The organism is Halomonas sp. YLB-10 (assembly GCF_003856855.1).
GTDB lineage: Bacteria > Pseudomonadota > Gammaproteobacteria > Pseudomonadales > Halomonadaceae > Halomonas > Halomonas litopenaei.
In genome coordinates this window covers 57,925-82,304 of the sequence record NZ_RRCU01000003.1, presented here as the reverse complement: position 1 = coordinate 82,304, position 24,380 = coordinate 57,925, and the positions used below count along the sequence as shown (strand labels likewise).

Genomic DNA, 24,380 nt, shown 5'->3' with positions numbered 1-24,380 from the left:
ATGACAGGATTTCAGCGAGCCTTCGACAGGACGGAGAAGCTGGGGTGGCGATGCGCTCTGGGGGTGGTCGACCGCCTGTCGCCGCGTCTGGCGACAAGGCTGGTGCACCGGCGAGAGTACGGGCAGCGACTCGAACTCGACGATCCCAGGGATTTCAATGACAAGCTGCAGTGGCTCAAGCTTTACGGTGATCGTCGAGGGCTTTCGCGCTGCGCCGACAAGTACGCCGTCCGACAGTTCGCCGCCGAGCGAGGCTGCGCCGTTGCCCTCAGTCGACTGATCGGCCTCTACGAAAGTGTCGATGCGATCGTCTGGGAGGAACTGCCGGCGCGCTTCGCGCTGAAGTGTACCCACGGTTGCGGCTACAACGTGATCATCGACGACAAGCGCAAGGCGGACGAGCGAGCGGTGAAGCGACGGCTGCAGCGTTGGCTGAAGGAGCGCTACGCCCGACGCTATCTGGAGTATCACTACGACGCCATTCCCCCGAGAGTGCTGGCCGAGGAGTACATCGAGACCGCTACCGGGGGAGTGCCCGTGGACTACAAGGTCTACTGCTTTCATGGCCGCCCTTGCGTGGTGCTGGTATGCACCGACAGGGGAGGCGACATGCGTTTCGACTTCCATGATCCGGCTTGGCAACGGCTCGAGCTGAATGACCGGCAGCATCAGAGCGCCGCTGGCGTGGCCCGTCCTCGAGCGCTCGACGAGATGCTCGAACTGGCCGAGCGGCTGTCGCGGGGTTTTGTCTTCGTCCGGGTCGACTTCTATGAGCGGCAAGGGCGGGCGGTGCTCGGTGAGATGACGTTCACACCCGGGGCGAACGTATCACGGCGCTACAACGCCTACGGACAGCGCTACCTGGGCGACCTGATCGATCTGACGCAGGTGGGCCGGCGCTGCCGACACGACCGCGAAGTAACGGCAGGGCGGTCATTGAGCTTCAACGGAACCGTGCAAGGAGCGGACAATGGCGGTCATGAATGAGTGGATGGGCGCGGCCAAGTCCCGCCTGTGGACGTTGGGGATGTTGGGGCTGGATGCCTTCTCCAACGAGCAGGCGACGCGACTGATGCACCAACGCAAGACCCGGCGTCGCCTTGACCTTCGAACCCCCAGGCGCTTCGACGAGAAGCTTCAGTGGCTCAAGCTGTTTCATCGTGACCCGCTGATGGCCAGGTGCGCCGACAAGCTCGGGCTGCACGATTACGCGAGCTCAAGAGGCCAGGGTGCGATTCTCAATGATCTGCTGGGCGTCTATCGCAGTGTCGACGAGATCGACTGGGAAGCCCTGCCAGACGCCTTCGTGCTGAAGTGCAATCACGGCTGCGGCTACAACATCCTGGTGCACGACAAGTCGACCCTGGAAAGGCGCAAGGCCAGCCAGGATCTGTCGCGCTGGATGACCGAACGCTATGGGCGTCGCAAGCTCGAGTATCACTACGATCAGATCGTGCCGCGGATCTTTGCCGAGCGCCTGCTGGACAGCGGCGGGAGGGACGCGCCCCTAGACTACAAGGTCTACTGCTTCAACGGCGAGCCGTTGGTGGTGCTGCTGTGCGCCTCGGACAAGTGGCAGACTCGCTACGCCTATTTCGATCGAGACTGGGGGCCGCTTGAGCTGATGGCTGCCAAGGTGCCGATCATCACCGACACCGCCGATCTGGCCCGTCCAGCTTGTCTTGAACCACTGCTCGAGTCCGCCCGCGCCTTGGCCGAGCCTTTTGCGTTCGTGCGTGTGGACTTCTACATCGAGCACGGCCGTCCCGTTCTCGGTGAGATGACCTTTACGCCCTCGGCCAACATGGACAATGGCTACAGCGATGAAGGGCTCGATTACCTTGGCTCGCTGCTTCGGCTTCCGCAGGAGCGCCCAGCAGGGCGATCCGACGGTGGCAAGGTCGCGGCTCCCAGGTAAGTCAGGGCCGAACCGTCAGGAGGGAAACCTATGCAGGTCTCGGTGGTGATACCGACCTACAATAGCGCCGCTTTCGTCGAGCGAGCCCTGCTGTCCGTGGTAAGCCAGACCGAAGGGTTGAGCCACGAGATCCTGCTGGTGGACGACTGTTCGGATGATCGTGAGGCGCTCTCGCGGCTGGTGCAGCGATACGAAGCCGTCAGGCTGATCGAGAAGCCTGCCAGGTCCAACGCCGCCGTGTCCCGCAACCGGGGACTCGAGGAGAGCCGTGGGGCTTTCGTCTTCTTTCTGGACTCCGATGATGCACTGGCACCAGAGGCACTCAAGCGCCGCATGGCCATGCACTGCGATAGCGGCGCCGGCGTCATCTTTGGTAACTATCTCGCGCGCCTCGCCGACGCCTCCCGCCTGAGCGCGTCGCGACTTCCGGCCTACCGCGGCGGCGACATGCGTCACTACCTGTTCGTGGAGCGTGGAGACGTGCGTTCTTCCACCCTGTCGCTGTGCAAGGCCTTTTGGCAGGGGACGCGCTTCGATGACGCGACGCGCAAGCATCAGGACTGGGTCTTCGCCATTCGCGCCTTTCACCAGGGCGAGCGTCTACTGTTCGACCCGCAGCCGACCGCAGTCATGGACGTGACGCGCCAGGGCCGCATGAGCTCCAGCGCCAATCTGGATGCCAGTCGTTACGTGGTCAAGCGCTACCTGTGTCAGGACCATCATCGCAACGCCTTTTCCCGACGCCAGTGGTTGTCCAGCCTGAGCAGACGAGACCTTACCGCCTGCCGCTTTCAGGTGGAGATATTCACCCCTGGAAACTGGCGCGAGCGGCGGGATCTCGCGCTATTTCGATTGGCCAGTCACCCAGTGCTGATCGGAGCTGCCTCCGCGCTGTTGACGTTGGCGCTCAGGTTGCGACGCCTGGGCTCCCGATCGGGCGCGATGCAGCGTTAAGTCTCCCTTGAGACGCCATCGTGCTCGTTCAAGCCCGCCCGACCATTGGTCATGCTCGAACGAAGAGCAAAGGAAAAGGACGCCATGCAAAGCCCTGTTCGCAGCCCTGTTCGAAGCGCTATTCGAAGTCCTATGCAAAAGATTGCCTTGTTTCTGCCGTCGCTGCGGGGTGGCGGCGCGGAGCGGGTCATGGTGCTGCTTGCCAATGGCTTCGTTGCGGCCGGGCATGATGTGGACCTGGTCACCGCCAGCGACGAGAACGTCTACCAGGCGGAGATCGCCCCCGGCATACACCACGTCAGCCTGGGCGCCTCCAGGGTCGCCAGCAGTCTGCCTGCGCTGGTGCGCTATCTAAAGCGCGAGCGGCCCGCTGCCCTGTTGTCGGCGATGGGCCACGCCAACGTGGTGGCGGTGGCGGCGCGGGCGCTGGCCCGCCTCGACTGTCGACTGGTGGTGACCGAGCACACCAACTATTTTGCAGTGACCGCCAGAAACACCGGATTCAATGCCCGGGTGATGCGGCGGCTGATGCGCCATGCCTATCTGCGAGCCGACGCCGTGGTAGCGGTCTCCCAAGGTGTCGCCGATGACCTGGCCAGAGGCCTGGCGCTGGACCCTTCTCGGATCGAGGTCATCTTCAATCCCATCGTCGACAAGCGGCTGGTGCAGCTCGCCGAGTCGTCGGTGGAGGAGATCGGCGAAGTCGGCATCGTCGCGGTGGGACGCTTGATCGAGCAGAAGGGTTTCGACGTGCTGATCGATGCTCTGGCACGCCTGCGTCAGCGCCATGAGCACCGTGAGGTGCGACTGACGATTCTCGGCGAAGGACCGCTGCGAGAGACGCTGCTTGACCAGGCGCATCGTCTCGGGGTGGCAGACGCCGTATCGCTGCCCGGGTTCGTCGACAATCCTTTTGTGTACATGCGCAAGGCCCGGGTCTTCGCGTTGTCGTCCTACGCCGAGGGGTTGCCTAGCGTGCTGATCCAGGCGATGGCCTGTGGCACCCCGGTGGTAGCGACTGACTGCCCCTCGGGCCCTCAGGAAATTCTCGAGGGCGGGCGCTGGGGGCGGCTGATTCCCATGGGCGACAGCGAAGCGCTTGCAGACGCGCTCGAGGAAGTGCTGGCGCGTGACGAGCATCCACCGGTTTACCAGCGCGCCGCCGACTTTGGCGCCGAACTGGCCGTCGAGCGCTACCTTGTTCGCCTGAACAGCGGCGTATCGTCGATGGCGTCGCAGGGCTGAGTTCTGGTGCGCCTGCGCAAGGCTCTGTGCTCGGGCCATCCGCGGCAAATCTCGGCCACCGCCATTTCCGTGGCACCTCTGCGTTTTCCCTGAGCGACTGCGTTGTTGTCGCTTTCTTGCCCATCACAGGATGTGTCTGCCCATGTCTGTGCGCGTACTTCATGTCATCACCGGACTCGGTACCGGTGGCGCGGAGCGAAATCTCTACAATCTGCTGGCCGCAGGCGTCAGTGCCCCGGACGAGGTCGCAGTGATCGCCCTGATGGACGAGGGTAGCTACGGGCCACGTATTCGCGAGCTGGGCATCGAGGTCCATGCTCTTGGCATGCGCCAGGGAATTCCCGCGCCCTGGACCCTGCCTCGTCTGGGTGCTCTGGTGCGACGTTTCGCCCCTGACGTCATTCAGGGCTGGATGTACCACGGCAACCTCATGGTCAGCATGGCGGCTCGCCTGTGCCGCCAGCGGCCGGCGGTGAGCTGGAACGTGCGCCAGTGCCTCTACCAGATCGAGCGCCACAAACCATTGACCCGGTGGGCCATTCGCGCCAACCGACGGCTCTCGGGCGGGCCCGGGGCGATCGTCTTCAACAGTCGCCTGTCTCGGCGGCAGCATCGCGACTTCGGCTTCCGCGATGACGCAGCACTGGTCATTCCCAACGGCTTCGATACCGCCGCCGTGGCGCCGGATTCGGCCAGCCGGCAACACGTGCGGAAGCGTCTGGGCTTTAACGATGAACAATGGGTGGTGGGGCATGTGGCCCGATGCCACCCGATCAAGGATCATCCCAATCTGTTGCGGGCCTGCGTCACCGTCGCCGAACGAATGCCTCAGGCGCGCTTTCTGGTGGTCGGTCGTGGCGTCGATTTCGATGCGCCGGAGCTGGCGGGCATCGTGCCGGACGAGTACCGCTCGCGCTTCTTGCTGACGGGTGAGCGAGACGACGTGGGCGAGCTGATGCAGGCGATGGATGTGTTCTGTCAGAGTTCATGGCTCGAGGCCTTCCCCAATGCCCTTGCGGAGGCCATGGCCTGCGAACTGAGCTGTGTGGCGACCGACGTCGGTGACAGCGACTACATCCTCGGTACCAGCGGACGCATCGTGCCACCACGAGATAGCCAGGCCCTCGCCCGGGCCTTGCTGGAAGCCTTGAACGAACCTGCCGACAGGCGCCGGGAACGGGGACGAGAGGCAAGAGAGCGCATCGTGAGCGAGTTCGGTCTTGCTCAGGTGGTTGAGCAGTATCGGCAGTTGTACCAGCGGATCGGCTTTCCGGCGCAGGTTGGTAGTCTGCCGTCTGCACCGTCCTCAGAAGCATCGTCCGAACCAGTTTCCGAAACAGTTTCCGAACCAGCTTCTGGACCATCGACTCGACCATGAGTCACGCCACGTGCGCTGAGTGGGAGCGAGTTTACGACAGCGTCCCATCTCCTTAGGCTCTGTCCGAAAAGTCGGCGAGCGAAGGTTAGACAAGGCAAAAATCGGTGAGACAGCGCAGTTTACAGGGTGTAAATGAGCATGTTGATACGATTTTTAACGCCGTATTACCGAGCGTAGGCACTTTTCAGACAAGCCCTAGCCGGTGGTACCCCGACAAGACCTCCGTAGAGAAAAGCCCCTATGCTCAATGGCCCCTTCGCACCCTGGCCCTGCTTCGATGAAGGCGACGCCGAGGCGGTATCGCGCGTGCTGCTCAGTCAACGCGTCAATTACTGGACCGGCGACGAGGGCCGCGAGTTCGAGCGCGAATTCGCCGCCTGGACAGGCGCCCACCACGCTGTCGCCGTAGCCAACGGCACCCTGGCGCTGGATCTGGCGCTTCATGCCCTGGATATCGGACCAGGGCACGAGGTGATCGTGACCCCCAGGACCTTCCTGGCGTCGGTGTCGGCCATCGTCAATGCGGGCGCTACCCCGGTGTTTGCCGACATCGAGCGTGACTCTCAGAACCTGTCGGTCGCCAGCGTCGAGGAGTGCCTGAGCCCACGCACCCGCGCCATCGTCGCCGTCCATCTGGCGGGCTGGCCCTGTGACATGGATGCCCTCGGTGAACTGGCGCAGACCTTTGGTCTTTCGATCATCGAGGACTGCGCCCAGGCACACGGTGCGCGCTATCGTGGCCGCAGCGTCGGCACCTTCGGTGATGTGGCGGCCTGGTCATTCTGTCAGGACAAGATCATGACCACCGGCGGGGAAGGGGGCATGGTCACCACCGACGACCCTGGGCTGCACCGGCGTATGTGGGCCTACAAGGACCACGGCAAGAGCTGGGAAGCGGTCCATGAGCGGGCCCACCCGCCGGGGTTCCGCTGGCTGCACGACAGTTTCGGTACCAACTGGCGGATGACCGAGATGCAGGCGGTGTTGGGAAGACGCCAGCTCGCGCGCATGGCTCAGTGGAGTCAGCGCCGCCGCGCCAATCTTTACGCCATTCTCGACGCCGCAGATCGCTGTCCGGGACTGCGGGCTCCGCGTCCGCCCGAACACATCGTCCATGCCGGCTACAAGGCCTATGTGTTTGTCCGTCCCGAACGCCTGGCCGAGGGCTGGAGCCGCGACGCCATCATGCAGTGTCTCAATGCCCAGGGAGTGCCCTGTTTCAGTGGCAGCTGCTCCGAGGTCTACCGGGAACGCGCCTTCGACAACACTCCCTGGCGCCCGTCGCGGCCGTTGCCGGTGGCCAGGGAACTGGGAGAGACCAGCCTGATGCTGCTGATCCATCCGACCCTGACCGAGGAACAGATGGACAAGACCTGTCGGGTGCTCGAGGAGGTCATGGCGCGGGCAACGCAGCCTGCACTCTGTCCCGAGTGACGTTGTCGCTGTGGGGCTGTCGACGTCAGTCTGTTGAGCCTGTGGAACCTGTTGAGCGTGGCCGCGGCTACGCCTCTGGAAAAACCGCAATGGGCAGGGCCTTCGGGTCCTGCCCATTGCGTTTCTGGGGCACCAATTTCGCTGTCTGCCGGGCACCTATTGCGCCTGCACCGCCGCAGCGATTGGCCAGGCGGCAGCGGAAGGAAGGAAGGAAGGAAGGGAGGCAAGGCGATGGCCGCTGCAGATGCCCCAGGCGTGGCTACGGGCGCTAGAGGCGCCGATACAGATGCCCAGGCGTAGCTAAGGATGCTAGAGGCGCAGATACAGATGTCCCCAGGCGTAGTGACAAAGGCTAGAGGCGCAGATCCGCCGCGCCCTTGGGCAGCAGATACTTGAGGTCATACAGCACGTGTTCCGGCTTGCCCCAGCCGCGGATTCGCTCGACCCCGATATCACGGAATTCGTGGTGAGCGACGGCGATGATGACGGCGTCGTAGGCGCCGGGTTCCGGTTCGTCGACAGGGCGAAGGCCAAAGGCGGCCACCGCCTCGTCACGGTCCACGTGGGGGTCGAGCACGTCCACCGCCACGTTGAACTCGCGCAGCTCGTCGATGATATCGATGACACGGGTATTGCGCAGGTCCGGGCAGTTCTCCTTGAACGTCAGGCCCATGATCAGTACCCGGGCATCCTGCACATGGATGCGTCGCTTGGCCAGGCACTTGATCAACTGATTGGCCACGTAGGCGCCCATGCCGTCATTGATACGCCGGCCGGACAGGATGACCTCGGGATGGTAGCCAACCTGCTGCGCCTTGTGGGTCAGATAGTAGGGGTCCACGCCGATGCAGTGCCCGCCCACCAGGCCAGGACGGAAGGGCAAGAAGTTCCATTTGGTGCCGGCGGCTTCCAGCACCTCTTCGGTGTCGATGCCCAGACGCTCGAAGATGATGGACAGCTCGTTGATCAAGGCGATGTTGACGTCGCGCTGGGTATTCTCGATGACCTTGGCGGCCTCGGCCACGGTTATCGAGCTGGCTCGGAAGGTGCCGGCGGTGATGACCGAGGCGTAGAGCTCATCGACGAAGTTGGCGCTGGCCGGCGTCGAGCCGGAGGTCACCTTGCGGATGTTGGTGACCCGATGCTCGCGATCACCGGGATTGATGCGCTCCGGGCTGTAGCCGGCGAAGAAGTCGCGGTTGTAGCGCAACCCGGACAGCTTCTCGATGACCGGGATGCACTCGTCCTCGGTGGCGCCAGGATAGACCGTCGACTCGAAGATCACGATATCACCCTTGGCAATCACCCTGCCCACCGTGGCACTGGCCCCCAGCAACGGTGTCAGGTCGGGATTGTGCTGGGCGTCGATCGGGGTGGGGACCGTGACGATGTAGACATTGGCGTCGGCCAGCCTGGCCGGCTGATAGGTGAAACTCAGCAGCGGCGCCAGGTTCAGCTCGCCTGGTGTCACTTCTCGCGTGGTATCGATACCGTCGTGCAACTGAGCGATACGCTCGGCACTGATATCGAAGCCCAGAGTGGGGTAGCGCTTGCCGAATTCGACCGCCAGCGGCAGGCCGACATAGCCAAGCCCGATGACCGCGATGCGTGCCTTGTCCAGCGTCAGTGAATGTTCCATGGGGGCCTCGTGTCAGCAGAACCTGGGGGATCGGCGCTAGAGTGGCTTTGCCGCAAGCGCAAGGGGGGCAGGACTGGGGTCTGCGGCGCCAGCGAGTCGTCGTGTCGGTGAGGCTGGCTGGGCCATGTGCTGGCGCCAGACAAGATCGGCGATACCCCCGGTAGGGCTGTAACCGGTGGGCGGCAGGCGCAGCAGTTCCCTCACGCGCTCGAGTTCAGCGCTGTCCAGTGCCGAGCGCAGTTGCTCCAGGTAGGGGGCCAGTTGCGACCAGGACCAGTAGCCTTCGTTGGCGGTCATGATCCGAGGGTGCTCCGAGGGCTGGTCGTTCTGTCCGATCAGCAACTCCTCGTAGAGCTTTTCGCCGGGACGTAGTTGGGTGAAGACGATGTCGATCTCGCCATGGGGGTTGTCGGCCGTGCGAGGCTCCAGCCCCGACAGCCGAATCATCTGCCTGGCGAGATCGAGAATCTTCACCGGTTGCCCCATGTCCAGCACGAACACGTCTCCCCCCTGGCCCATGGCGCCTGCCTGGATGACCAGTTGCGCCGCTTCCGGGATGGTCATGAAGTAGCGGGTGATCTCGGGATGGGTCACGGTGACCGGGCCACCTTGTTGAATCTGGCGCCGGAACAGGGGAATCACCGAGCCGGAGGAACCCAGCACGTTGCCGAAGCGCACCATGCAGAAGCGGGTGGTCGACGATTGCTCGGCCAGCGCCTGACAGACCAGCTCGGCGAGGCGCTTGCTGGTGCCCATGACGTTGGTGGGGCGCACCGCCTTGTCGCTGGAAATCAGCACAAAGGTCGATACCCCGCTGTCGATGGCCGCTCGCGCAGCGGCCAGGGTGCCAAAGGTATTGTTCTTGAGGCTTTCGACCATGTTGTGCTCGACCATGGGCACATGCTTGTAGGCGGCGGCATGGTAGATGGTGTCCACCTTGAAGCCCTGCAGGATGATGCGAAGACGTTTCTGATCCTGGATCGTGCCGAGAAATGGCTTCAGCTCAACAGCAAGGCCCAGGCTGTCCAGGAACCCCAGAAGCTCCTGTTCGATCTGGTACAGCGAGTACTCGCAGCTATCGAAGAGCAGCAGTTGGCGTGGACGTTGAGCCAGTATCTGTCGGCACAATTCCGACCCGATCGAGCCGCCGGCACCGGTCACCATGACCACCTGGTCGCGGATATTGGCGTCCATCAGATCCTGTCGCGGGGGAACCGCGTCACGGCCCAGCAGTTCTTCGACACTGACGTCACGAATATCTTCGATCTTCGCTCTGCCCTGCACCACATCATCCAGGCGTGGAATGGTCTGGATCGTGATATTGAGGGGTTCCAGTGACGCCACTATCTCCTGGCGACGTCTACGTCTGGCACTGGGAATGGCGAGCAGGATCTTTTCGATGTTTAGGCGCTCGACCAGCTCTGCAATATGACGAGGAGAGTGGACCTCGAGACCTTCGACATGGGTACCCTCCATGCCGCGCCAGTCATCGACGAAGGCCACCGGGAGGTAGTCACTTCCCTGGCGAAGAGAGGCCACCAGCTTGCAGCCTGCAGAGCCCGCACCATAGATAAGCACCCTGGGCTTGTCCTTCATCAGACGATGCTGGTAGAGGCTTCTCAGGGCAAAACGGGTGCCGCCGGTCAGCAGCAGGCTGAGCAGGAAATAGTCGAAAAGGACACCTGCAGGAAGCGGGGAGAATATCGCGCGGCCAAGCAGGTCAAGCACCAGCGTCGAGGTGGCGACGCCAATGAACAGGGTCACGATAGCGCGGCTTCCGACGTATCTGAGTACGGCGCGATAGAGGCCTAGCTTGATAAAGACGACCAGGGAAATCGCCGTGACAAGTACATTCAAGGCGTAGGCGGAAGGGGCGCGCACAAAGGCGCCAAAAAGCCCGTTGATGGCCATGGATACGACGAGGCTGGTCTCGATAAGCATGATATCGGCGACGAGCTGAAATATCCTTTTCTTGCGACGAGGGAGTCGCAAGGCGGCTTCGATAAAGTTGCCCATGGTAGGGATCCCCTGCTTGGAAAATCGTCCATATTTTAGGATTTTGTTTGGACGACTGTGCTGTTTCCTCGTTGTCTGGATTGGCTTTACGACGTGCTATTCCTTTCCTGCATCATATCTGCATTGAAATATTTCACCAGCGTCAAAAACTCCCATTGGTTGATGGTTTTGATAATTGGTCAGAGAGATTTAGAGAAGTCATTTCCATGCGTGAAATTAGTGGTGTACCTATGATGTGAGGGTATGAAACGAGTCACGTCATGGCGGCGAAATTTTTAGATGCCCAAGGGAAATGTGTTCCTCCTCCATTGAAGTCAATGCAAAGGTGTTGATAATGGCGGGTATGCAGGGGTTTCGTAAGATTTACTGTGCAGGAAGTTAAAAAGTGTGCAGTTGTAGTCTGGTGAAGGGAGGGGGAACGCGGTTGATTGATACGGCAAATATTATTAGAGACTTTGCCGTAGAGCATTAGATATTGATCAGTCGTCGGACTAGTGAAGCCCTGTTGGTGTTCGGTTCAGGGCGTCTACAGTACGGCGGTCAAACGTGGCGAGAGTGCCGTGGACGGATCTTGCCAGCACCATGGGAGTAGGGAACAGATGAAGGTGCTTGTTACCGGGATGGCAGGGTTCATCGGCTCGACGCTGGCCGCACGTCTGGCCCGTGACGGGCTTGAGGTAGTCGGTGTGGACAACCTCAATGACTACTACGACGTGTCCTTGAAGAAAGCGCGGCTGGCACGTCTCGAAAAGCTGCAGAACGTACGTTTCGTGCGGCTGGATCTGGCCGATCGCGAGGGTGTCGACCGGCTGTTTGCCGACGAGCGCTTCGATCGTGTCGTGCACCTGGCGGCACAGGCGGGGGTAAGGTACTCCTTGACCCATCCCCACGCCTACGTGGATGCCAACCTGGTGGGGCATCTCAATGTGCTCGAAGGATGCCGGCACCAGCAGGTAGAGCACCTGCTCTATGCCTCGTCCAGCTCTGTCTACGGCATGAATCAGGTGGTGCCCTTCGCCACACGCGACAATGTCGACCATCCTGTCAGCCTCTACGCCGCGACCAAGAAGGCCAACGAGCTGATGGCGCACACCTACTCCCACCTGTATGGACTGCCGACCACCGGACTCAGGTTCTTCACCGTCTACGGCCCCTGGGGGCGACCGGACATGGCGATGTTCCTGTTCACCAAGGCGATCCTCGAAGGTCGTCCGATCGACGTCTACAACCACGGGGAGATGTCGCGGGACTTTACCTATGTGGACGACATCGTCGAGGGCATCGTGCGCTTGCTGGAAGTGGTCCCCAGCGTGGACCCCGACGCCGGCGTGGTCGACGACTCACCGGATCGCAGCAGTGCACCCTACGCGCTTTACAACATCGGACACGGTAGCCCGGTGGGGCTGATGGACTTTATCCACGCCATCGAGGCGGCACTGGGGCGCAAGGCCGAGTACAACTTCCTGCCGATGCAACCGGGCGATGTTCCTCGGACCTGGGCCGACACCACTGCACTGTATCGCGCTACCGGCTATCAGCCGCGCATCGGGGTCGAGGAGGGCGCGGCTCGATTCGTGGACTGGTATCGCTCCTATCATGGCATCGTCGCCTGAGCCATGCGCACGCCGCCGGGTGTGGCAAGGCACTATCGAGGATGGCCGGCGCAGTCCTCGTCGGCGATCCAGGGGCTGGCACTGTTCGTCTTCCTGTCCAGTCTGCTGACGCTACCCTGGGCGTATCGGTTCACCGGAATGCTGCTGGTGTCACTGGCGGCGATGGCGGTGCTGGTGCGGCGCAGCCTTCCCCGGGACGCCGAGTCCCTTGCATGGGTGGCAATGCTGGCGCTTTTCGGTTTTCAGCTGGTGTTGGACGCGGGGCGTAGCGGGCCGCCCCTGGCGCGTTATAGCGTGCCGTCACTGCCCTGGTGGCCCTGGCTTGGGCTGCTTTTGTTATTGGCATGGCGTGCCAGGCCTCCCTCGCTTTACTGGTGGTGGCGTGGGATTACCCTGGGGGCGGTGCTATCCGGGCTGAAGGCGCTGTATGACCGACTGATCGAGGATGAGCGTCGGGCTGGAGATCTGATCAACGCCATTCCCTTTGGTAATCTCAGCCTGGTGCTCGGGGTGCTCAGCCTGGTGTGGTGGCTCGACAACGTCAGTGAAGGGCGGCGCGGCCTGTTCCTCTGGTGGGCGGCGCTGGGAGCGGTGATGGGGCTGCTTGGCTCGCTGCTGTCCGGCACCCGGGGCGGCTGGCTGACCCTGCCGCTGGTGATGCTGGTGCTGGTCCTGCGTCACGGCCGGCGGGCGCGCCTCTATTGGTCGACGCTTACACCCCGCCGGCGCTTCGCCATCCGGATGACCGCCACCCTGGCGATCGGCGTGGCGACCCTGGTGGCACTGCCTCGGCTGTGGGCACTGGCCGAGGATATCGTCCTGCTATGGCGCCAGGGGGCCGTCGACACCAACGCGGGCTTGCGCTGGCATCTGTGGGGCATCGCTGGCGAGGCGTTCGCAGCCAGGCCCCTCTGGGGCTGGGGAGAGGATGGTCTGGTCGCCTGGCTCGAGACACTGGTCGCGGCGGGCCGGCTGCCCGAGGGCATGGCCGGAATCGGGTTCCAGCTTCACAGTGACGTGCTGGACACCGCCGCTCGACGTGGCCTTGCGGGGGTGGCGCTGCTGCTGCTGTTCTATGGGATTCCGTTGGCGAGCTTTGTGCGTCGCCTCGATCATGGCGATGGCCAGTGTCGTGTGCTCGCCCTGTCCGGCGCGCTGATCGTGGTGATGTATGCGGGGTTCGGCCTGACCCAGACGATGTTTCGTGACCCCCATACCTTCAGCGCCTATCTGGTGATGTGCACCGCCTGCTTTGCCCTGCTGAGAACGCGAGGCTGAACTACCGGGCGCTCGAGGACCGCAGCAGCAGCCGTTGATGCGCAGGCGGAAGAGCGCAGCGTCCAGCCCGCCAGACAGGCACAGTAACAGGCACAGCAAAAAAGCCGCCCGAATCCGGGCGGCTTTTTTTGACGCTTCCCCAGGACCAGGCGTGGCCTGGGGAAGCAACCGTCGCTGGCGCGTCTGCGCCGATGCTCAGGCCTTGGTGTAGGCGGCGGCGGACTTTTCGATGGCCTTGCGGGCGGCCTCGACACCTTCCCAGGATTCCACCTTGACCCACTTGCCCTTCTCGAGATCCTTGTAGTTCTCGAAGAAGTGGGCGATCTGCTGACGCAGCAGCTCGGGCAGATCGGTGACCTCCTGAACATCGTCGTAGAGGCTGGACAGCTTGGGGTGCGGGACGCACACCAGCTTGGCGTCTTCGCCGGCTTCGTCGGTCATGTTGAGGATGCCCACCGGACGGGCGCGGATGACACTGCCGGGTGCGACGGGGTAGGGGGTGACCACCAGGGCATCCAGGGGGTCGCCGTCGTCTGCCAGGGTGTGCGGAATGAAGCCGTAGTTGGCCGGGTAGAACATCGGCGTCGCCATGAAGCGGTCGACGAGCAGGGCACCCATGTCCTTGTCAATTTCGTACTTCACCGGGGCGTGATTGGCGGGAATCTCGATGGCGACGAAGAGGTCGTTGGGGAGTTCCTTGCCGGCGGGGATGTTGTCGAAGTTCATGCTCGCGTCCTTCGTTGGGCGGATGTCCGCCTGGGCGGCGGAAAAAAATCCGTCGGATTATACGAACCCCGTGACGGGATTACCAATATGGTGGGCGTATCTTGACGCGCTGCAACAAGGCGCGCAAGACAACCATGGGACGAGACGGCGGGGTGAGGTGCCACCAAAGCACAGTAAACAAAGCCAAAGGCGACTTGTCAGGCATATCAGGGATTCGGTGTGTATCATACCGCCGGTGAAGGCGTCGGCCCCCTGGCCCACGTCTTGTCGCGTCATCAACGCTGGAGTCACAGGAGGTGATCTTGGCCACCGCACGTCTCGCTCTGAGTTATGGGCAAGCCTTTGTGGCGCCCGAACGCCATCGGCAGCGCAGTTCGATGTCGGTGCGCCTGCCGGAAGAGGGCGAGCCCAAGGGCGCCTGCGCGCTGATCAGCGATTCAGCCTCAGGCCATGCCCTGGCCAAGCAGGCGGGAGATCTCAGCGTGCGCGGATTTCTCAACGACTACTACGCGACTCCGGCGCACTGGACCATCAAGGCGTCGGCCCAGCGAGTGATGCGTGCGCTCAACGCCTGGTGTCATGGCATGACCCGCCAGATGGAGGACGGCAGCTATGTGTCCTCGTTGTCGACGGTGGTGTTCAAGGACCGTGGCGCGCACCTCTTTCATGTAGGTGACACCCTGGTGTTTCGGCTTCGGGGAGCCGAGTTCGAGCAGTTGAGCCGCGACCACGTCACCGACCTGGGGGGCTATCGCTACCCGGCCAGGGCGCTGGGCATGGATGTCGGCATCGACATCGACTATTCGGAGTGGCCGCTGAAGCAGGGGGACATCTTTCTGTTCACCACCCAAGGGGTGCGTGGGACCCTGATGCCCTCCGACTATGTGCGGCTGATTCGCGAAGATGCCAGTGACCTGGACGCGGCCTGTGAGCGCCTGGCCGAGGCGGCAAGCTCCAGGGCTCGTGAGCGGGGCTACGGCAGTGACCCCTTCTGCTTTCAACTGGTCCGGGTGGATGAACTGCCTGATGCGGCCAGCGACGCTCCCAGTCGGCTGTACGGGGATCTGCCGATTCCCCCCGAGCTTGCCGTGGGTGACCAGATCGACGGACTGGTGGTGGAAGCGGTGATGTCACGCACCGCCCACTCACGGGTCTACCGGGTGCGCGATGTGGATACCGAGCGGGTCTGTGTGCTCAAGGCGCCAAGTCCTGAACTGTCCAATCGAAACGCCTACCTGGAGCACTTCCTGCTTCAGCAGTGGGTGGTGGAGAGGGTTCACTCGCCCTTCGTGGTCAGCGTGGTCGAGCCTTCCCGGTCCCGCCGCCATCTCTACTACCTGATGCGGTACGTCGATGGCATGACCTTGAGCGAGTGGGTCGCGCGCTATCCGCGTGCCAGTCTCGGTCAACGACTCGACATCGCGCTGCAGCTGGGCAAGGCGCTGCAGGCGCTGCACCACCGTGACCTGATTCACCAGCAGGTTCATCCAGACAACGTCTTGATCGATGATCAGGGGCGGGTGGTACTGACCGACTTCAGCGCCTGCCATCTGCGCGATGTCGATGGTCACCGGCGATCCCGCCGGCTGGTGGCCCAGGTGGGGCTCAATGAACACAGTGCGCCCGAGTATGCCCTCGATGATGAGGTCGGCCGGCGCAGTGACCAGTACGCCCTGGCGTCCACGGTGTACTGGTTGATCAGCGGACGTCTGCCCTACGCGGTGCCGACCCATCAGCTGCGCAGTCATACCGATCTCGAGCAGTTGAGCTACCGTAGCGTGCGTCATTACCGGCCAGACGTCAGCGCGGAGCTAGACGAGGCCTTGAAACGCGCCCTGGACCCGCAGCGATCGCTGCGTTTTCGGCGCCTGTCGGAATTTCTCTATAGCGTGCGGCCTGGCCGCCAGCAGGTGTCTGAAGCCCCCAGTCGTTCGATCCGTGCCTGGAAGGAACCCGCCAACCTGTGGCAGGCCATCGCCGGGTTGTTGCTGGTGTTGTTGATCCTGTCCTGGTGGCTACGCTAGGGCTTGCCTGAAAAGTGCCTGCGCTCGTCGACTTATCGGAGAAAGCCTGGGGCTTTGGTGATCCGCGAGACGGGCCCGTTGGTCTTCCTGGCACGCCCTGCGTCGTCAAACGAAAAGCCCCGAGGCCAGGCCTCGGGGCTTTTTTCATGCCGGCGTCGCGTCGGCTGCGTCTCGGTCGCGGGGCGTGCGTGATGCAGCGCCGGGCCGCAGCGAGCTGTGGCGCGTCTATGCTACAGACTGAGTTACAGGCTGAATTCCGGCAGACGCTTTTCCACCCGCGCGAGCTTGAGGCGCGCCATCTTCGGCAGGCCGTTCTCGAAGGGAGGGAAGTCCTCGCCCTGGATCAGCGGTGCCAGGTAGGCACGGCCGGCGTCGCTGATACCGAAGCCATCCTCGCGGATGTACTCGCGCGGCATGAACTTCTCACGGTTGGCCACATCGGCCAGCGGCGCCGCCTCGATCTCCCAGCGGTAGGGGTTGTCGCTGACGCGCTTGATCGCCGGCATCTGGGCGTTGTGCCCCTCGAGCGCCAGTTCCACCGCCTTGACGCCCACCGCGTAGGCCTGCTCGACGTCGGTCTTGGCGCCAAGGTGGCGCGCGGCGCGCTGCAGGTAGTCGGCAACCGCCCAGTGGTACTTGTAGCCCAGGTCCTGCTTGACCATGCCGGCCAGGGTCGGGGCCACGCCGCCGAGCTGGCGGTGTCCGAAGGCGTCGGTGTTACCCGAGTCGGCGAGGAAGGTGCCGTCCTCGTAGCGTGCGCCCTCGGAAACCACGATCACGCAGTAGCCGTAGTTCTTGACCGCGTATTCCACACGCTCCATCACCTGGCGACGGTCGAAGGGAATCTCGGGGAAGATCACCAGGTGGGGTGGCTCACCCTCGCCCTGGCCGGCCAGGCCACCGGCACCGGCGATCCAGCCGGCGTGGCGACCCATGACCTCGAGCACGAACACCTTGGTGGAGGTGGCGCACATGGAGGCGATGTCCATGGAGGCCTCGAGGGTCGAGGTGGCGATGTACTTGGCCACGCTGCCGAAACCCGGGCTGTTGTCGGTGATCGGCAGGTCGTTGTCCACGGTCTTGGGCACGTGGATGGCGGTCAGCGGGTAGCCCATCTTCTCGGACAGCTGCGAGACCTTGAGGCAGGTGTCGGCGCTGTCGCCGCCGCCGTTGTAGAAGAAGTAGCGGATATCGTGAGCCTTGAACACCTCGATCAGGCGCTCGTACTGGGTGCGATGGCTCTCGATGTCCTTGAGCTTGTAGCGACAGGAACCGAAGGCACCGCCGGGCGTGTGGCGCAGGGCGGCGATGGTGTCATCGGACTCCTGGCTTACGTCGATCAGGTCCTCGGTCAGGGCGCCGATGATGCCGTTGTGGCCGGCGTAGACCTTGCCGATGCGATCACTGTTCTGGCGGCAGGTCTCGATGACGCCGCAGGCGCTGGCGTTGATCACGGCGGTGACGCCGCCGGACTGGGCGTAGAAGGCGTTGTGCTGGGCCATGGGGCGTGGGGCTCCTGGTTCTGGATCGTGAATACGGTGAAACGAACAACGTCCCCACGCGGCGTGGCGAAGGGAAAGGATCGGTGGGCGCGTCGCGGTCGGCCAGGCCTTCGTCGGGAAGGGCTTCGCGGACTAAAGCCTTCGCGGACTAAAGCCATCGTGTGGCAAGCCATCGCGTGGCAACCATCGCCGGGACAGCGCCGGAACATGGTCGGCGATTCTAGCCCATCGGCCTGGTGCCTGCATCCGACCGGCATGCCCCGGCGCAGCCGAACGCCGACGTCGAAGTAAAACAGTGGGCGATCGGCAACAGCGACGAGGGCGTGACGCCGCCTCTGGAGGCCTTTGTCGGGGCATGCTAGGCTGCCGCCAACCTTGAGTGCCGTTGTCTGCCGGGGGCGCCGTGCGCGTCGACTCGGGGACGGGGCAGCAGCAGCGCACCGGAGGCGCCATGCATCTTCATATCGTCGGTATCTGCGGCACCTTCATGGGCAGCCTGGCGCTGTTGGCGCGGGAGCTTGGCCACCAGGTCAGCGGCTCGGATGCCAGCGTCTATCCCCCCATGAGCACCCAGCTGGAAACGGCCGGCATCGCCCTGATGCGCGGTTACGCCGCCGACAATCTGACGACGACACCGGACCTGGTGGTGATCGGCAACGCCCTGTCGCGGGGCAACCCTGAAGTCGAGGCGGTGCTCGATCGTGGCCTGCCCTACGTGTCCGGTGCCCAGTGGCTGGCCGAGCACGTGCTGCCGGGGCGCCCGGTGATCGCGGTGGCGGGCACCCACGGCAAGACCACCACGGCCAGCCTGACCGCCTGGCTGCTCGAAAGCGCTGGGCTGGCCCCTGGCTTTCTGATCGGCGGGGTGCCGAGGAACTTTGGCGTATCGGCGCGACTGGGCGGCGAGCAGGCGCCCTTTGTGGTGGAGGCCGACGAGTACGACACCGCCTTCTTCGACAAGCGCTCCAAGTTCGTGCACTACCGCCCGCTGGTCGCCATCCTCAACAACCTCGAGTATGACCACGCGGACATCTTTCCCGACCTGGCTGCCATCGAACGCCAGTTTCATCACCTGGTACGTACGGTGCCCGGGCGTGGCCAGTTGCTGGTGGCGGACGACGCGCCGGCGCTGGACCGGGTGCTGGCCCAGGGCGCATGGACACCGGTGTCGCGCATGGGGCAGCAGCAGGACTCGGCCTGGCGCATCGAGCTAGAGCGTGACGATGCCAGTCGTTTCAGGGTGATCCAGCAGCGGCCGGACGGGGTCGACGAGGACGCAGTGGTCGACTGGGGGTTGACCGGAGACTACAACGCCCGCAATGCCCTGGCCGCCCTGGCCGCCGCCAGCGTGTTCGGCGTGGATCTGGCGCGCGGCGCCGCTGCGCTGTCGCGTTTCGAGACGCCCAAGCGTCGCCAGGAGGTGCGCGGCGAGGTCGGCGGCGTCCAGGTGATCGACGACTTTGCCCATCATCCCACCGCCATCGCGGCGACGCTGTCCGGGCTGCGCGCTTCGACCCAGCGCGGTCGCCTGCTGGCGGTGATCGAGCCGCGTTCCAACACCATGCGTCTGGGCACCCTGCGCGATCGCCTGGCGGACAGCGTGGCCCAGGCCGATCAGGTCTGGTGGTACCAGCCCGAGGGGCTGGACTGGTCGGTGGAGGCGCTGGTCGAGGCCTCGCCGATACCGGCGCACCGTCGTGGCGAGATCGATGCGCTGGTCGCCGATCTGGTGGCACAGGCGCGTCCTTATGATCGTATCGTGGTGATGTCCAACGGCGGCTTCGGCGGCATCCACGAGCGCCTGCTCGAGGCGCTGGAGGCCGCCCATGGCTGAAGGCTTCAAGTCCCCTGTGACCGTGGCCCTGACCGGCGCCTCCGGCGCCCAGTACGGGCTGAGGCTGATCGAGGCGCTGGTGTCGGCGGGGCACGAGGTGTGGGTGATGATCTCCAAGGCCGCGCATCTGGTCATCGCCACCGAGACCGAGGCCTCTTTGCCGCCACGTCCAGCGCTGCTGGCCGAGGCGCTCAGCGAGCGGTTCTCGGCGGCCGAGGGCCAGATCCGCTGCTTTGGCCGTGAGGACTGGATGGCCCCGGTGGCGTCGGGCTCCGGCGCCAGCAGTGCCATGGTGATCTGCCCGTGCTCGACGGGAACGCTGTCGGCGGTGGCCTGTGGCGCCAGCAACAATCTGATCGAGCGCGCCGCCGATGTGGCGCTAAAGGAACGCCGCCGCCTGGTGCTGGTGCCCCGGGAGACGCCATTCTCGGCGATTCACCTGGAGCACATGCTCAGTCTGACCCGTATGGGGGCGGTGGTGTTGCCCGCAGCACCCGGCTTCTACCACCAGCCGCAGAGCATCGATGATCTGATCGACTTCATCGTGGCGCGCATCCTCAATCAGCTGGGTATCGATCATCAGCTTATGCCAAGGTGGGGCGAGGGGTCCTCCGGGTCCACCGTCGGCGACTGAGTGCGTAGCTGGCATCGTCATCACAAGACACCATCATCACCTGGCATCATCATCACCTCGCGCCGTCAGACACCTCTCCAGCGCTGCTCGGGATAAGGAAATCCATGCCCAGTCTGTCCGTTCTCTCTGTGTTCGTTCCGACCTTCTTTCTGGTCTCGCTGACGCCAGGCATGTGCATGACCCTGGCCATGGTGCTGGGCATGACCCAGGGGGTGAAGCGGGCGCTGTGGATGATGCTGGGGGAGCTGGTTGGCGTGGGGCTGGTGGCCTTCTCCGCCGGTGCGGGGGTGGCGGCACTGATGCTCAAGCTGCCGGCGCTGTTTGCCTTGTTCAAGTGGCTGGGCGGGGCCTACCTGGTCTATCTGGGGTGGCTGATGTGGCGCTCACGGGGGCGCATGGCGATCCCTGACAATCTTGAGGATACCGCGCCGCCGAAGCGACGGGAGCTGGCCATGCAGGGCTTTGTCACTGCGGTCGCCAACCCCAAGGGCTGGGCCTTTTTCGTGGCATTGCTGCCGCCCTTTATCGATCCGGCGCGGCCGGTGCTGACCCAGTTGGCGGGGTTGATCCTGGTGATCCTGAGTCTCGAGTTCACCTGCCTTCTGCTGTACGCCAGTGGTGGCAAGAGCCTGCGTCACCTGCTCGCACGTGGGGGCAGTGTACGGTTGCTCAACCGCATCGCCGGGACCTTGATGATTGGTGTGGGCCTGTGGCTGGCGCTGGGCTAGGGCCTGGCTGAAAAGTGCCGGCACTCATCGATGTCTGGACAAGGCCCCGGGCCCGCCTTGCGAGAGGTGTCGGTTCGGGGGCGTGTCACTGTCCTATACCGGCGGCAGCCACAGGATGCGTGCGCTGACCAGGGCCAGCGAGGCAAGCAGCAGCGCCGGTAATGGACACGGCGTCAGGGCCGTCCGGTCCCGCCTGAGCCAGGCCAGTTGAACCATGGCGCAGACCACCAGGCCAAGCAGGGCTCCCCCGACGAGATCGCTCAGCCAGTGCACGCCCAGCACGATGCGTGACAATGCCATGGGCACGACGATGGCGATCGCCACCCAGTAGGGCCAGAAGCGTTGGCGGCGTGGCAGCGTCTGGGCGATAAAGGCGGCCGCCATGCCGTACAGGACCACCGCCGTCGAGGTGTGGGCGCTGGGATAGGACAGAGAGTGGGCGAGATAGTCAGGGGCATCCGGACGAAGGCGGCCGATCACCTCCTTGCCCAGGGTGTTGAGCGTGGCGATGGCCATCAGTCCAGCGCTCACGAGGCCCAGTGCCGCCCAGTGACGGCGGCTGGCCAGCCACACCAGCCAGGGCAGTGCCAATGCCGCCACGCCGAGGGTATCTCCCGCCTCGGCCAGTGTCTCGGACAGCGCCAGAAGTCCGGGTAGCTCGAGCCCGCCGATCAAGGCGTGAAGCCGCGTATCCATCATCAGCGGTCCGTCTGCCTGGAGCACGACCAGCGTCCAGGCGCTCAGCGCGGTCAGTGCACCCAGGAGCAACAGCCAACTGGCCAGGGGAGGCTCTTCCTCGTGGTGGGGGGCCAGGGCCTGCCACAGGCGCCTCCCGCCGGGCAGGTGATGGCTGACCCAGGCGAAGCTACGGTACAGCAGGCCCTGAGGCGAGGCGTGGTGGCGGACCAGCGAGAACAGCAGCGCCAGCACCGCCACGGTGACGCCGAGCGCTGTCAGCCAGGGGTGCAGGTCGTCCGGCAATGCCAGCCACTGTTGCCAGGTTCGACCCAGCAGATAACCGGGCAGGATGTAGGCCGGTGCCCACAGCAGGGCGGAGCCAAGATTGGCCCAGGTGAAGGTCGTCGGCGGCATGCGCAGAATGCCCGCCACCAGCGGCACGATGGGGCGGACCGGTCCGACGAATCGCCCCAGCAGCACCGAAAGAGGACCATGACGCTGGAAGAATCGTGCACCCCGGGCCAGCCACTCGGGGTGATGCGACAGCGGCCACATGGCGGTGACCTGCTCACGGTAGCGATAGCCGATGGCGTAGCTGGCGCCGTCTCCCACCACGGCACCGGCAAAGGCACAGGCGATGACCCAGCCAACCGCGATGTCGTAGTGGCCGGCCAGGGAGGCGGCGGCGGTGATCAGAACGACGCCGGGCACCACCACGCCGATCAGGGCAAGCGACTCCACCAGCGCGATGGTAAAGATCAGCAGCAGCAGCAGTCCGGGCGAAGGCGCCCACTGAATCAACCAGTCCCCGGCATTTCCCACCCTGTTCTCCTTTGCGTTGGGCCGTCGTGATGTTTCGGCATTCTGCCACAGTCAGGGTGGTCAGGAGCGACCGGGTGGGAGGGGAGTGACGGCCAGTGCCTCGCTGCGGCGAGCCAGTCGCTGCTCGAAATGCTGCCAGGGTTCCTTGGCGTTCAGGGCGCAGAGCCGTGAGCGTAAGGTCAAGGGGCCGATGTCCGACAGGCGAACCTCGGACAGCGCCTGTTCCAGTCGCTTGATCACCAGCATGGCACCGCTTTCGGTGGTGTTGGGCAGTACCAGCCAGAAGGTGTCGTGGGATTCTCGTCCCAGAATATCGTGGTCACGGCAGTGAAGGCGTACCGCCTGGCACAGTTGGTCGAGTTGCGTTAGCTGAGTGCGAGAGCCGTACTGCTCACTGGCGATTTCCAGTTGTGGCAGGTGCAGGATCACCACCGCCAGCCGCTGGTCCAGATGCTGGGCGCGCTCGAACTCCCCGTTCAGGCGCTCGTGCAGGGTGGCGCGATTGATCGCATCGCAGTCGACGTCGCTGGGGTCGGTGGCCCGGTTCAGGTCGCGCTGACGCAGGTATTCCCAGCCGGCCAGGGAGGTGACCGCAAGGAAGGTCAGCAGAAACTTGATTTGATCGAGGCTTGGCGAAGACTGGCCGACCACCATGAGCCAGATAGGCATGACGGCCAGCGCCAGCACCAGAGCAGGGCCGAAGGGCAGTACCAGCAGGATCAGGGTGATAGGTACGCTGATCCAGAAGGCGTCGAACGATGCCTGCAGCACCGTCTGGTCATAAAGGGCGAGGCAGCCGCACAGCAGCAGCAGATAGTTCGAGACGCGCGAGGCTCTTCTGGTATCGAAGACCGTGATCACGGCCATCAGGCAACTCAGGGACGCCGGCAGCAGGATGCTCTCGTATTGCCCCAGCAGATAGTGCCACAGGGCCAGTGACGCCAACAGCAAGGTCCCCATGACATCGGCACAGACACGCCAGGAACGGACCCACTGGGGTGGCTCGATCATGCGTCGTCCTCCACCACCTGGGTGACAGGGCACTGCTTGTCCAGGGCCGCCAGCACCATGGGCAGGTTGTCCAGATTGGCAATCGATACGGTGCGTACCGTGATCGGCACGGCGATGTCTTCCAGCAGTTCCTGGCGTCGTTGCCTGGCCTGCACGGCGTCTCGACTGGTCAGCATGACGGCGACGGTACGTCCGTTTAGCCGATAGGCGTTCTCGAACCGCTTGATGCGTGTGCAGATGTCCTGGGCGACCCGCCACAGAGAACGTCCATGGATCTGGATCACCACCAGTTCGGCGTGGACGCCGTCACGGGTGGCGCGGCTGTTTTCCCGAGCCAGGTCGCGTTCCAGCTGGCTGGCCGACCACAGCGGCAGTCCGGGCGCCAGACGGGCTCTCCTGCGCATCAGGCGTTGCGAATGTCCGCCCGGCAGCGCACGTCCGATCGCAAGAAAGCACAGGCACAGCAAGAGCGCGCCAGCCAGGCCCCAATGGTGAAGGCTCATCTGGGTGATCAGGCTCCACCAGCTTATCCCGGCAAGGCTGGCGTTGAGTATCAGCATCCACTGGGGTTGGGGCAGGATCAACAGGAAAGGCCAGGCCCACAGCCAGGCACCGTTGGCGTCGGGCGAGAGTATCACCAGGGCGGCAAGCAGCACGCTGGCCACCACCAGCCAGGCGCGGTAGGCATGGCGGCGGTGGCTGAACTCGATGACGATGCCGGTGATCCCGAGCCATAGCGCGGCCAGACCAAGCAGCGTGGTGTCCAGCGCCCGCGCCGAGGTCGCCGCGCAAAGGGCCAGCAGTGCGGCCGCGGCGAACAGGTTCAGCTTGAACAGGCCGACTTTGTACTTGTTCCGCATGCTGTCTTAATATGATCCTTTCTGTGGTTCACGATCCGCATCACGTCCGCGTTGTCATCCCGGTGCAAGCCTTCTTTCTTTGCCCG

At 63.9% G+C, this 24,380-nt stretch carries 19 protein-coding genes; 12 read left to right on the top strand and 7 right to left on the bottom strand.

Going from position 1 to position 24,380, the window contains the following annotated elements; all coding sequences use genetic code 11:
• The 6 genes from EBB56_RS07740 (at position 1) to EBB56_RS07715 (ending at position 6,929) form a co-directional block, all read left to right on the top strand.
• Positions 1–987: an ATP-grasp fold amidoligase family protein gene (locus EBB56_RS07740; protein ID WP_124803724.1), complete on the top strand. Its 987-nt coding sequence runs from the start codon at positions 1–3 to the stop codon at positions 985–987.
• Positions 971–1,918: an ATP-grasp fold amidoligase family protein gene (locus EBB56_RS07735; protein ID WP_124803722.1), complete on the top strand. Its 948-nt coding sequence runs from the start codon at positions 971–973 to the stop codon at positions 1,916–1,918. Before EBB56_RS07740 ends, EBB56_RS07735 begins: the two co-directional genes overlap by 17 nt.
• 30 nt (positions 1,919–1,948) lie before the next feature.
• Positions 1,949–2,872: a glycosyltransferase family 2 protein gene (locus EBB56_RS07730; RefSeq protein ID WP_124803720.1), complete on the top strand. Its 924-nt coding sequence runs from the start codon at positions 1,949–1,951 to the stop codon at positions 2,870–2,872.
• Between the two features lie 132 nt (positions 2,873–3,004).
• Positions 3,005–4,117, top strand: coding sequence for a glycosyltransferase (locus tag EBB56_RS07725; protein WP_124803718.1), 1,113 nt, complete (start codon positions 3,005–3,007; stop codon positions 4,115–4,117).
• A 142-nt stretch (positions 4,118–4,259) separates the two neighbouring features.
• On the top strand, positions 4,260–5,495 hold the full coding sequence (locus EBB56_RS07720) for a glycosyltransferase (RefSeq protein WP_185696403.1): 1,236 nt from the start codon (positions 4,260–4,262) through the stop codon (positions 5,493–5,495).
• A gap of 240 nt (positions 5,496–5,735) precedes the next feature.
• Complete coding sequence (locus EBB56_RS07715; protein ID WP_124803714.1) at positions 5,736–6,929, top strand: DegT/DnrJ/EryC1/StrS aminotransferase family protein; 1,194 nt, start codon at positions 5,736–5,738, stop codon at positions 6,927–6,929.
• Between the two features lie 352 nt (positions 6,930–7,281).
• On the opposite strand, the gene tviB is transcribed toward EBB56_RS07715, so the two are convergent.
• Positions 7,282–8,568 (bottom strand): Vi polysaccharide biosynthesis UDP-N-acetylglucosamine C-6 dehydrogenase TviB, encoded by a 1,287-nt coding sequence (tviB, locus tag EBB56_RS07710; protein WP_045993356.1) that lies wholly within the window; start codon positions 8,566–8,568, stop codon positions 7,282–7,284.
• 36 nt (positions 8,569–8,604) lie between these two features.
• Positions 8,605–10,584, bottom strand: a complete 1,980-nt coding sequence (locus tag EBB56_RS07705) for a nucleoside-diphosphate sugar epimerase/dehydratase (RefSeq protein WP_124803712.1) — start codon at positions 10,582–10,584, stop codon at positions 8,605–8,607.
• Positions 10,585–11,183: 599 nt separating this feature from the next.
• Between EBB56_RS07705 and EBB56_RS07700 the strand changes: the two genes are divergently transcribed.
• Together EBB56_RS07700 and EBB56_RS07695 are read left to right on the top strand one after the other, a co-directional pair.
• Positions 11,184–12,197, top strand: a complete 1,014-nt coding sequence (locus tag EBB56_RS07700) for an NAD-dependent epimerase (RefSeq protein WP_124803710.1) — start codon at positions 11,184–11,186, stop codon at positions 12,195–12,197.
• Between the two features lie 3 nt (positions 12,198–12,200).
• On the top strand, positions 12,201–13,475 hold the full coding sequence (locus EBB56_RS07695; RefSeq protein WP_124803708.1) for an O-antigen ligase: 1,275 nt from the start codon (positions 12,201–12,203) through the stop codon (positions 13,473–13,475).
• Between the two features lie 195 nt (positions 13,476–13,670).
• Here the strand turns inward: EBB56_RS07695 and ppa are convergent, their stop codons facing one another.
• Positions 13,671–14,201, bottom strand: a complete 531-nt coding sequence (gene ppa / locus EBB56_RS07690; protein WP_045993354.1) for an inorganic diphosphatase — start codon at positions 14,199–14,201, stop codon at positions 13,671–13,673.
• A 302-nt stretch (positions 14,202–14,503) separates the two neighbouring features.
• On the opposite strand from ppa, the gene EBB56_RS07685 reads away from it, so the two are divergent.
• Complete coding sequence (locus tag EBB56_RS07685; RefSeq protein WP_124803706.1) at positions 14,504–16,225, top strand: bifunctional protein-serine/threonine kinase/phosphatase; 1,722 nt, start codon at positions 14,504–14,506, stop codon at positions 16,223–16,225.
• A 242-nt stretch (positions 16,226–16,467) separates the two neighbouring features.
• On the opposite strand, the gene EBB56_RS07680 is transcribed toward EBB56_RS07685, so the two are convergent.
• The gene (locus EBB56_RS07680) at positions 16,468–17,727 is read right to left on the bottom strand and encodes a 6-phosphofructokinase (protein ID WP_124803704.1); all 1,260 of its coding nucleotides are present in this window, start codon (positions 17,725–17,727) and stop codon (positions 16,468–16,470) included.
• Between the two features lie 451 nt (positions 17,728–18,178).
• Here EBB56_RS07680 and mpl point away from each other — a divergent pair, with 451 nt between their 5' ends.
• From mpl to EBB56_RS07665, 3 genes are all read left to right on the top strand, one after another.
• Positions 18,179–19,561, top strand: a complete 1,383-nt coding sequence (mpl, locus tag EBB56_RS07675) for a UDP-N-acetylmuramate:L-alanyl-gamma-D-glutamyl-meso-diaminopimelate ligase (protein WP_108132844.1) — start codon at positions 18,179–18,181, stop codon at positions 19,559–19,561.
• On the top strand, positions 19,554–20,195 hold the full coding sequence (locus tag EBB56_RS07670) for a flavin prenyltransferase UbiX (protein ID WP_124803702.1): 642 nt from the start codon (positions 19,554–19,556) through the stop codon (positions 20,193–20,195). The genes mpl and EBB56_RS07670 overlap by 8 nt, the downstream gene beginning before the upstream one ends.
• 104 nt (positions 20,196–20,299) lie before the next feature.
• Entirely contained in the window at positions 20,300–20,923 is a 624-nt protein-coding gene (locus EBB56_RS07665; protein WP_045994175.1) for a LysE family translocator, read from the top strand.
• A gap of 93 nt (positions 20,924–21,016) precedes the next feature.
• Here the strand turns inward: EBB56_RS07665 and EBB56_RS07660 are convergent, their stop codons facing one another.
• Genes EBB56_RS07660 through EBB56_RS07650 form a run of 3 tightly spaced genes read right to left on the bottom strand, consistent with a single transcriptional unit; the run spans position 21,017 to position 24,294 of the window.
• Entirely contained in the window at positions 21,017–22,423 is a 1,407-nt protein-coding gene (locus EBB56_RS07660; RefSeq protein ID WP_124803700.1) for a bifunctional DedA family/phosphatase PAP2 family protein, read from the bottom strand.
• Positions 22,424–22,483: 60 nt separating this feature from the next.
• Positions 22,484–23,434, bottom strand: a complete 951-nt coding sequence (locus EBB56_RS07655) for a diguanylate cyclase domain-containing protein (RefSeq protein WP_045994177.1) — start codon at positions 23,432–23,434, stop codon at positions 22,484–22,486.
• Positions 23,431–24,294, bottom strand: a complete 864-nt coding sequence (locus EBB56_RS07650) for a hypothetical protein (RefSeq protein ID WP_045994178.1) — start codon at positions 24,292–24,294, stop codon at positions 23,431–23,433. Before EBB56_RS07650 ends, EBB56_RS07655 begins: the two co-directional genes overlap by 4 nt.
• Positions 24,295–24,380 lie beyond the last annotated feature (86 nt).

What these genes read in the sequence shown, in the direction of transcription:
- EBB56_RS07740 (WP_124803724.1), top strand. Translation starts at nt 1, where the DNA reads ATGACAGGATTTCAGCGAGCCTTCGACAGGACGGAGAAGCTGGGGTGG.
- EBB56_RS07735 (WP_124803722.1), top strand. Translation starts at nt 971, where the DNA reads ATGGCGGTCATGAATGAGTGGATGGGCGCGGCCAAGTCCCGCCTGTGG.
- EBB56_RS07730 (WP_124803720.1), top strand. Translation starts at nt 1,949, where the DNA reads ATGCAGGTCTCGGTGGTGATACCGACCTACAATAGCGCCGCTTTCGTC.
- EBB56_RS07725 (WP_124803718.1), top strand. Translation starts at nt 3,005, where the DNA reads ATGCAAAAGATTGCCTTGTTTCTGCCGTCGCTGCGGGGTGGCGGCGCG.
- EBB56_RS07720 (WP_185696403.1), top strand. Translation starts at nt 4,260, where the DNA reads ATGTCTGTGCGCGTACTTCATGTCATCACCGGACTCGGTACCGGTGGC.
- EBB56_RS07715 (WP_124803714.1), top strand. Translation starts at nt 5,736, where the DNA reads ATGCTCAATGGCCCCTTCGCACCCTGGCCCTGCTTCGATGAAGGCGAC.
- tviB (WP_045993356.1), bottom strand. Translation starts at nt 8,568, where the DNA reads ATGGAACATTCACTGACGCTGGACAAGGCACGCATCGCGGTCATCGGG.
- EBB56_RS07705 (WP_124803712.1), bottom strand. Translation starts at nt 10,584, where the DNA reads ATGGGCAACTTTATCGAAGCCGCCTTGCGACTCCCTCGTCGCAAGAAA.
- EBB56_RS07700 (WP_124803710.1), top strand. Translation starts at nt 11,184, where the DNA reads ATGAAGGTGCTTGTTACCGGGATGGCAGGGTTCATCGGCTCGACGCTG.
- EBB56_RS07695 (WP_124803708.1), top strand. Translation starts at nt 12,201, where the DNA reads ATGCGCACGCCGCCGGGTGTGGCAAGGCACTATCGAGGATGGCCGGCG.
- ppa (WP_045993354.1), bottom strand. Translation starts at nt 14,201, where the DNA reads ATGAACTTCGACAACATCCCCGCCGGCAAGGAACTCCCCAACGACCTC.
- EBB56_RS07680 (WP_124803704.1), bottom strand. Translation starts at nt 17,727, where the DNA reads ATGGCCCAGCACAACGCCTTCTACGCCCAGTCCGGCGGCGTCACCGCC.
- mpl (WP_108132844.1), top strand. Translation starts at nt 18,179, where the DNA reads ATGCATCTTCATATCGTCGGTATCTGCGGCACCTTCATGGGCAGCCTG.
- EBB56_RS07670 (WP_124803702.1), top strand. Translation starts at nt 19,554, where the DNA reads ATGGCTGAAGGCTTCAAGTCCCCTGTGACCGTGGCCCTGACCGGCGCC.
- EBB56_RS07665 (WP_045994175.1), top strand. Translation starts at nt 20,300, where the DNA reads ATGCCCAGTCTGTCCGTTCTCTCTGTGTTCGTTCCGACCTTCTTTCTG.
- EBB56_RS07655 (WP_045994177.1), bottom strand. Translation starts at nt 23,434, where the DNA reads ATGATCGAGCCACCCCAGTGGGTCCGTTCCTGGCGTGTCTGTGCCGAT.
- EBB56_RS07650 (WP_045994178.1), bottom strand. Translation starts at nt 24,294, where the DNA reads ATGCGGAACAAGTACAAAGTCGGCCTGTTCAAGCTGAACCTGTTCGCC.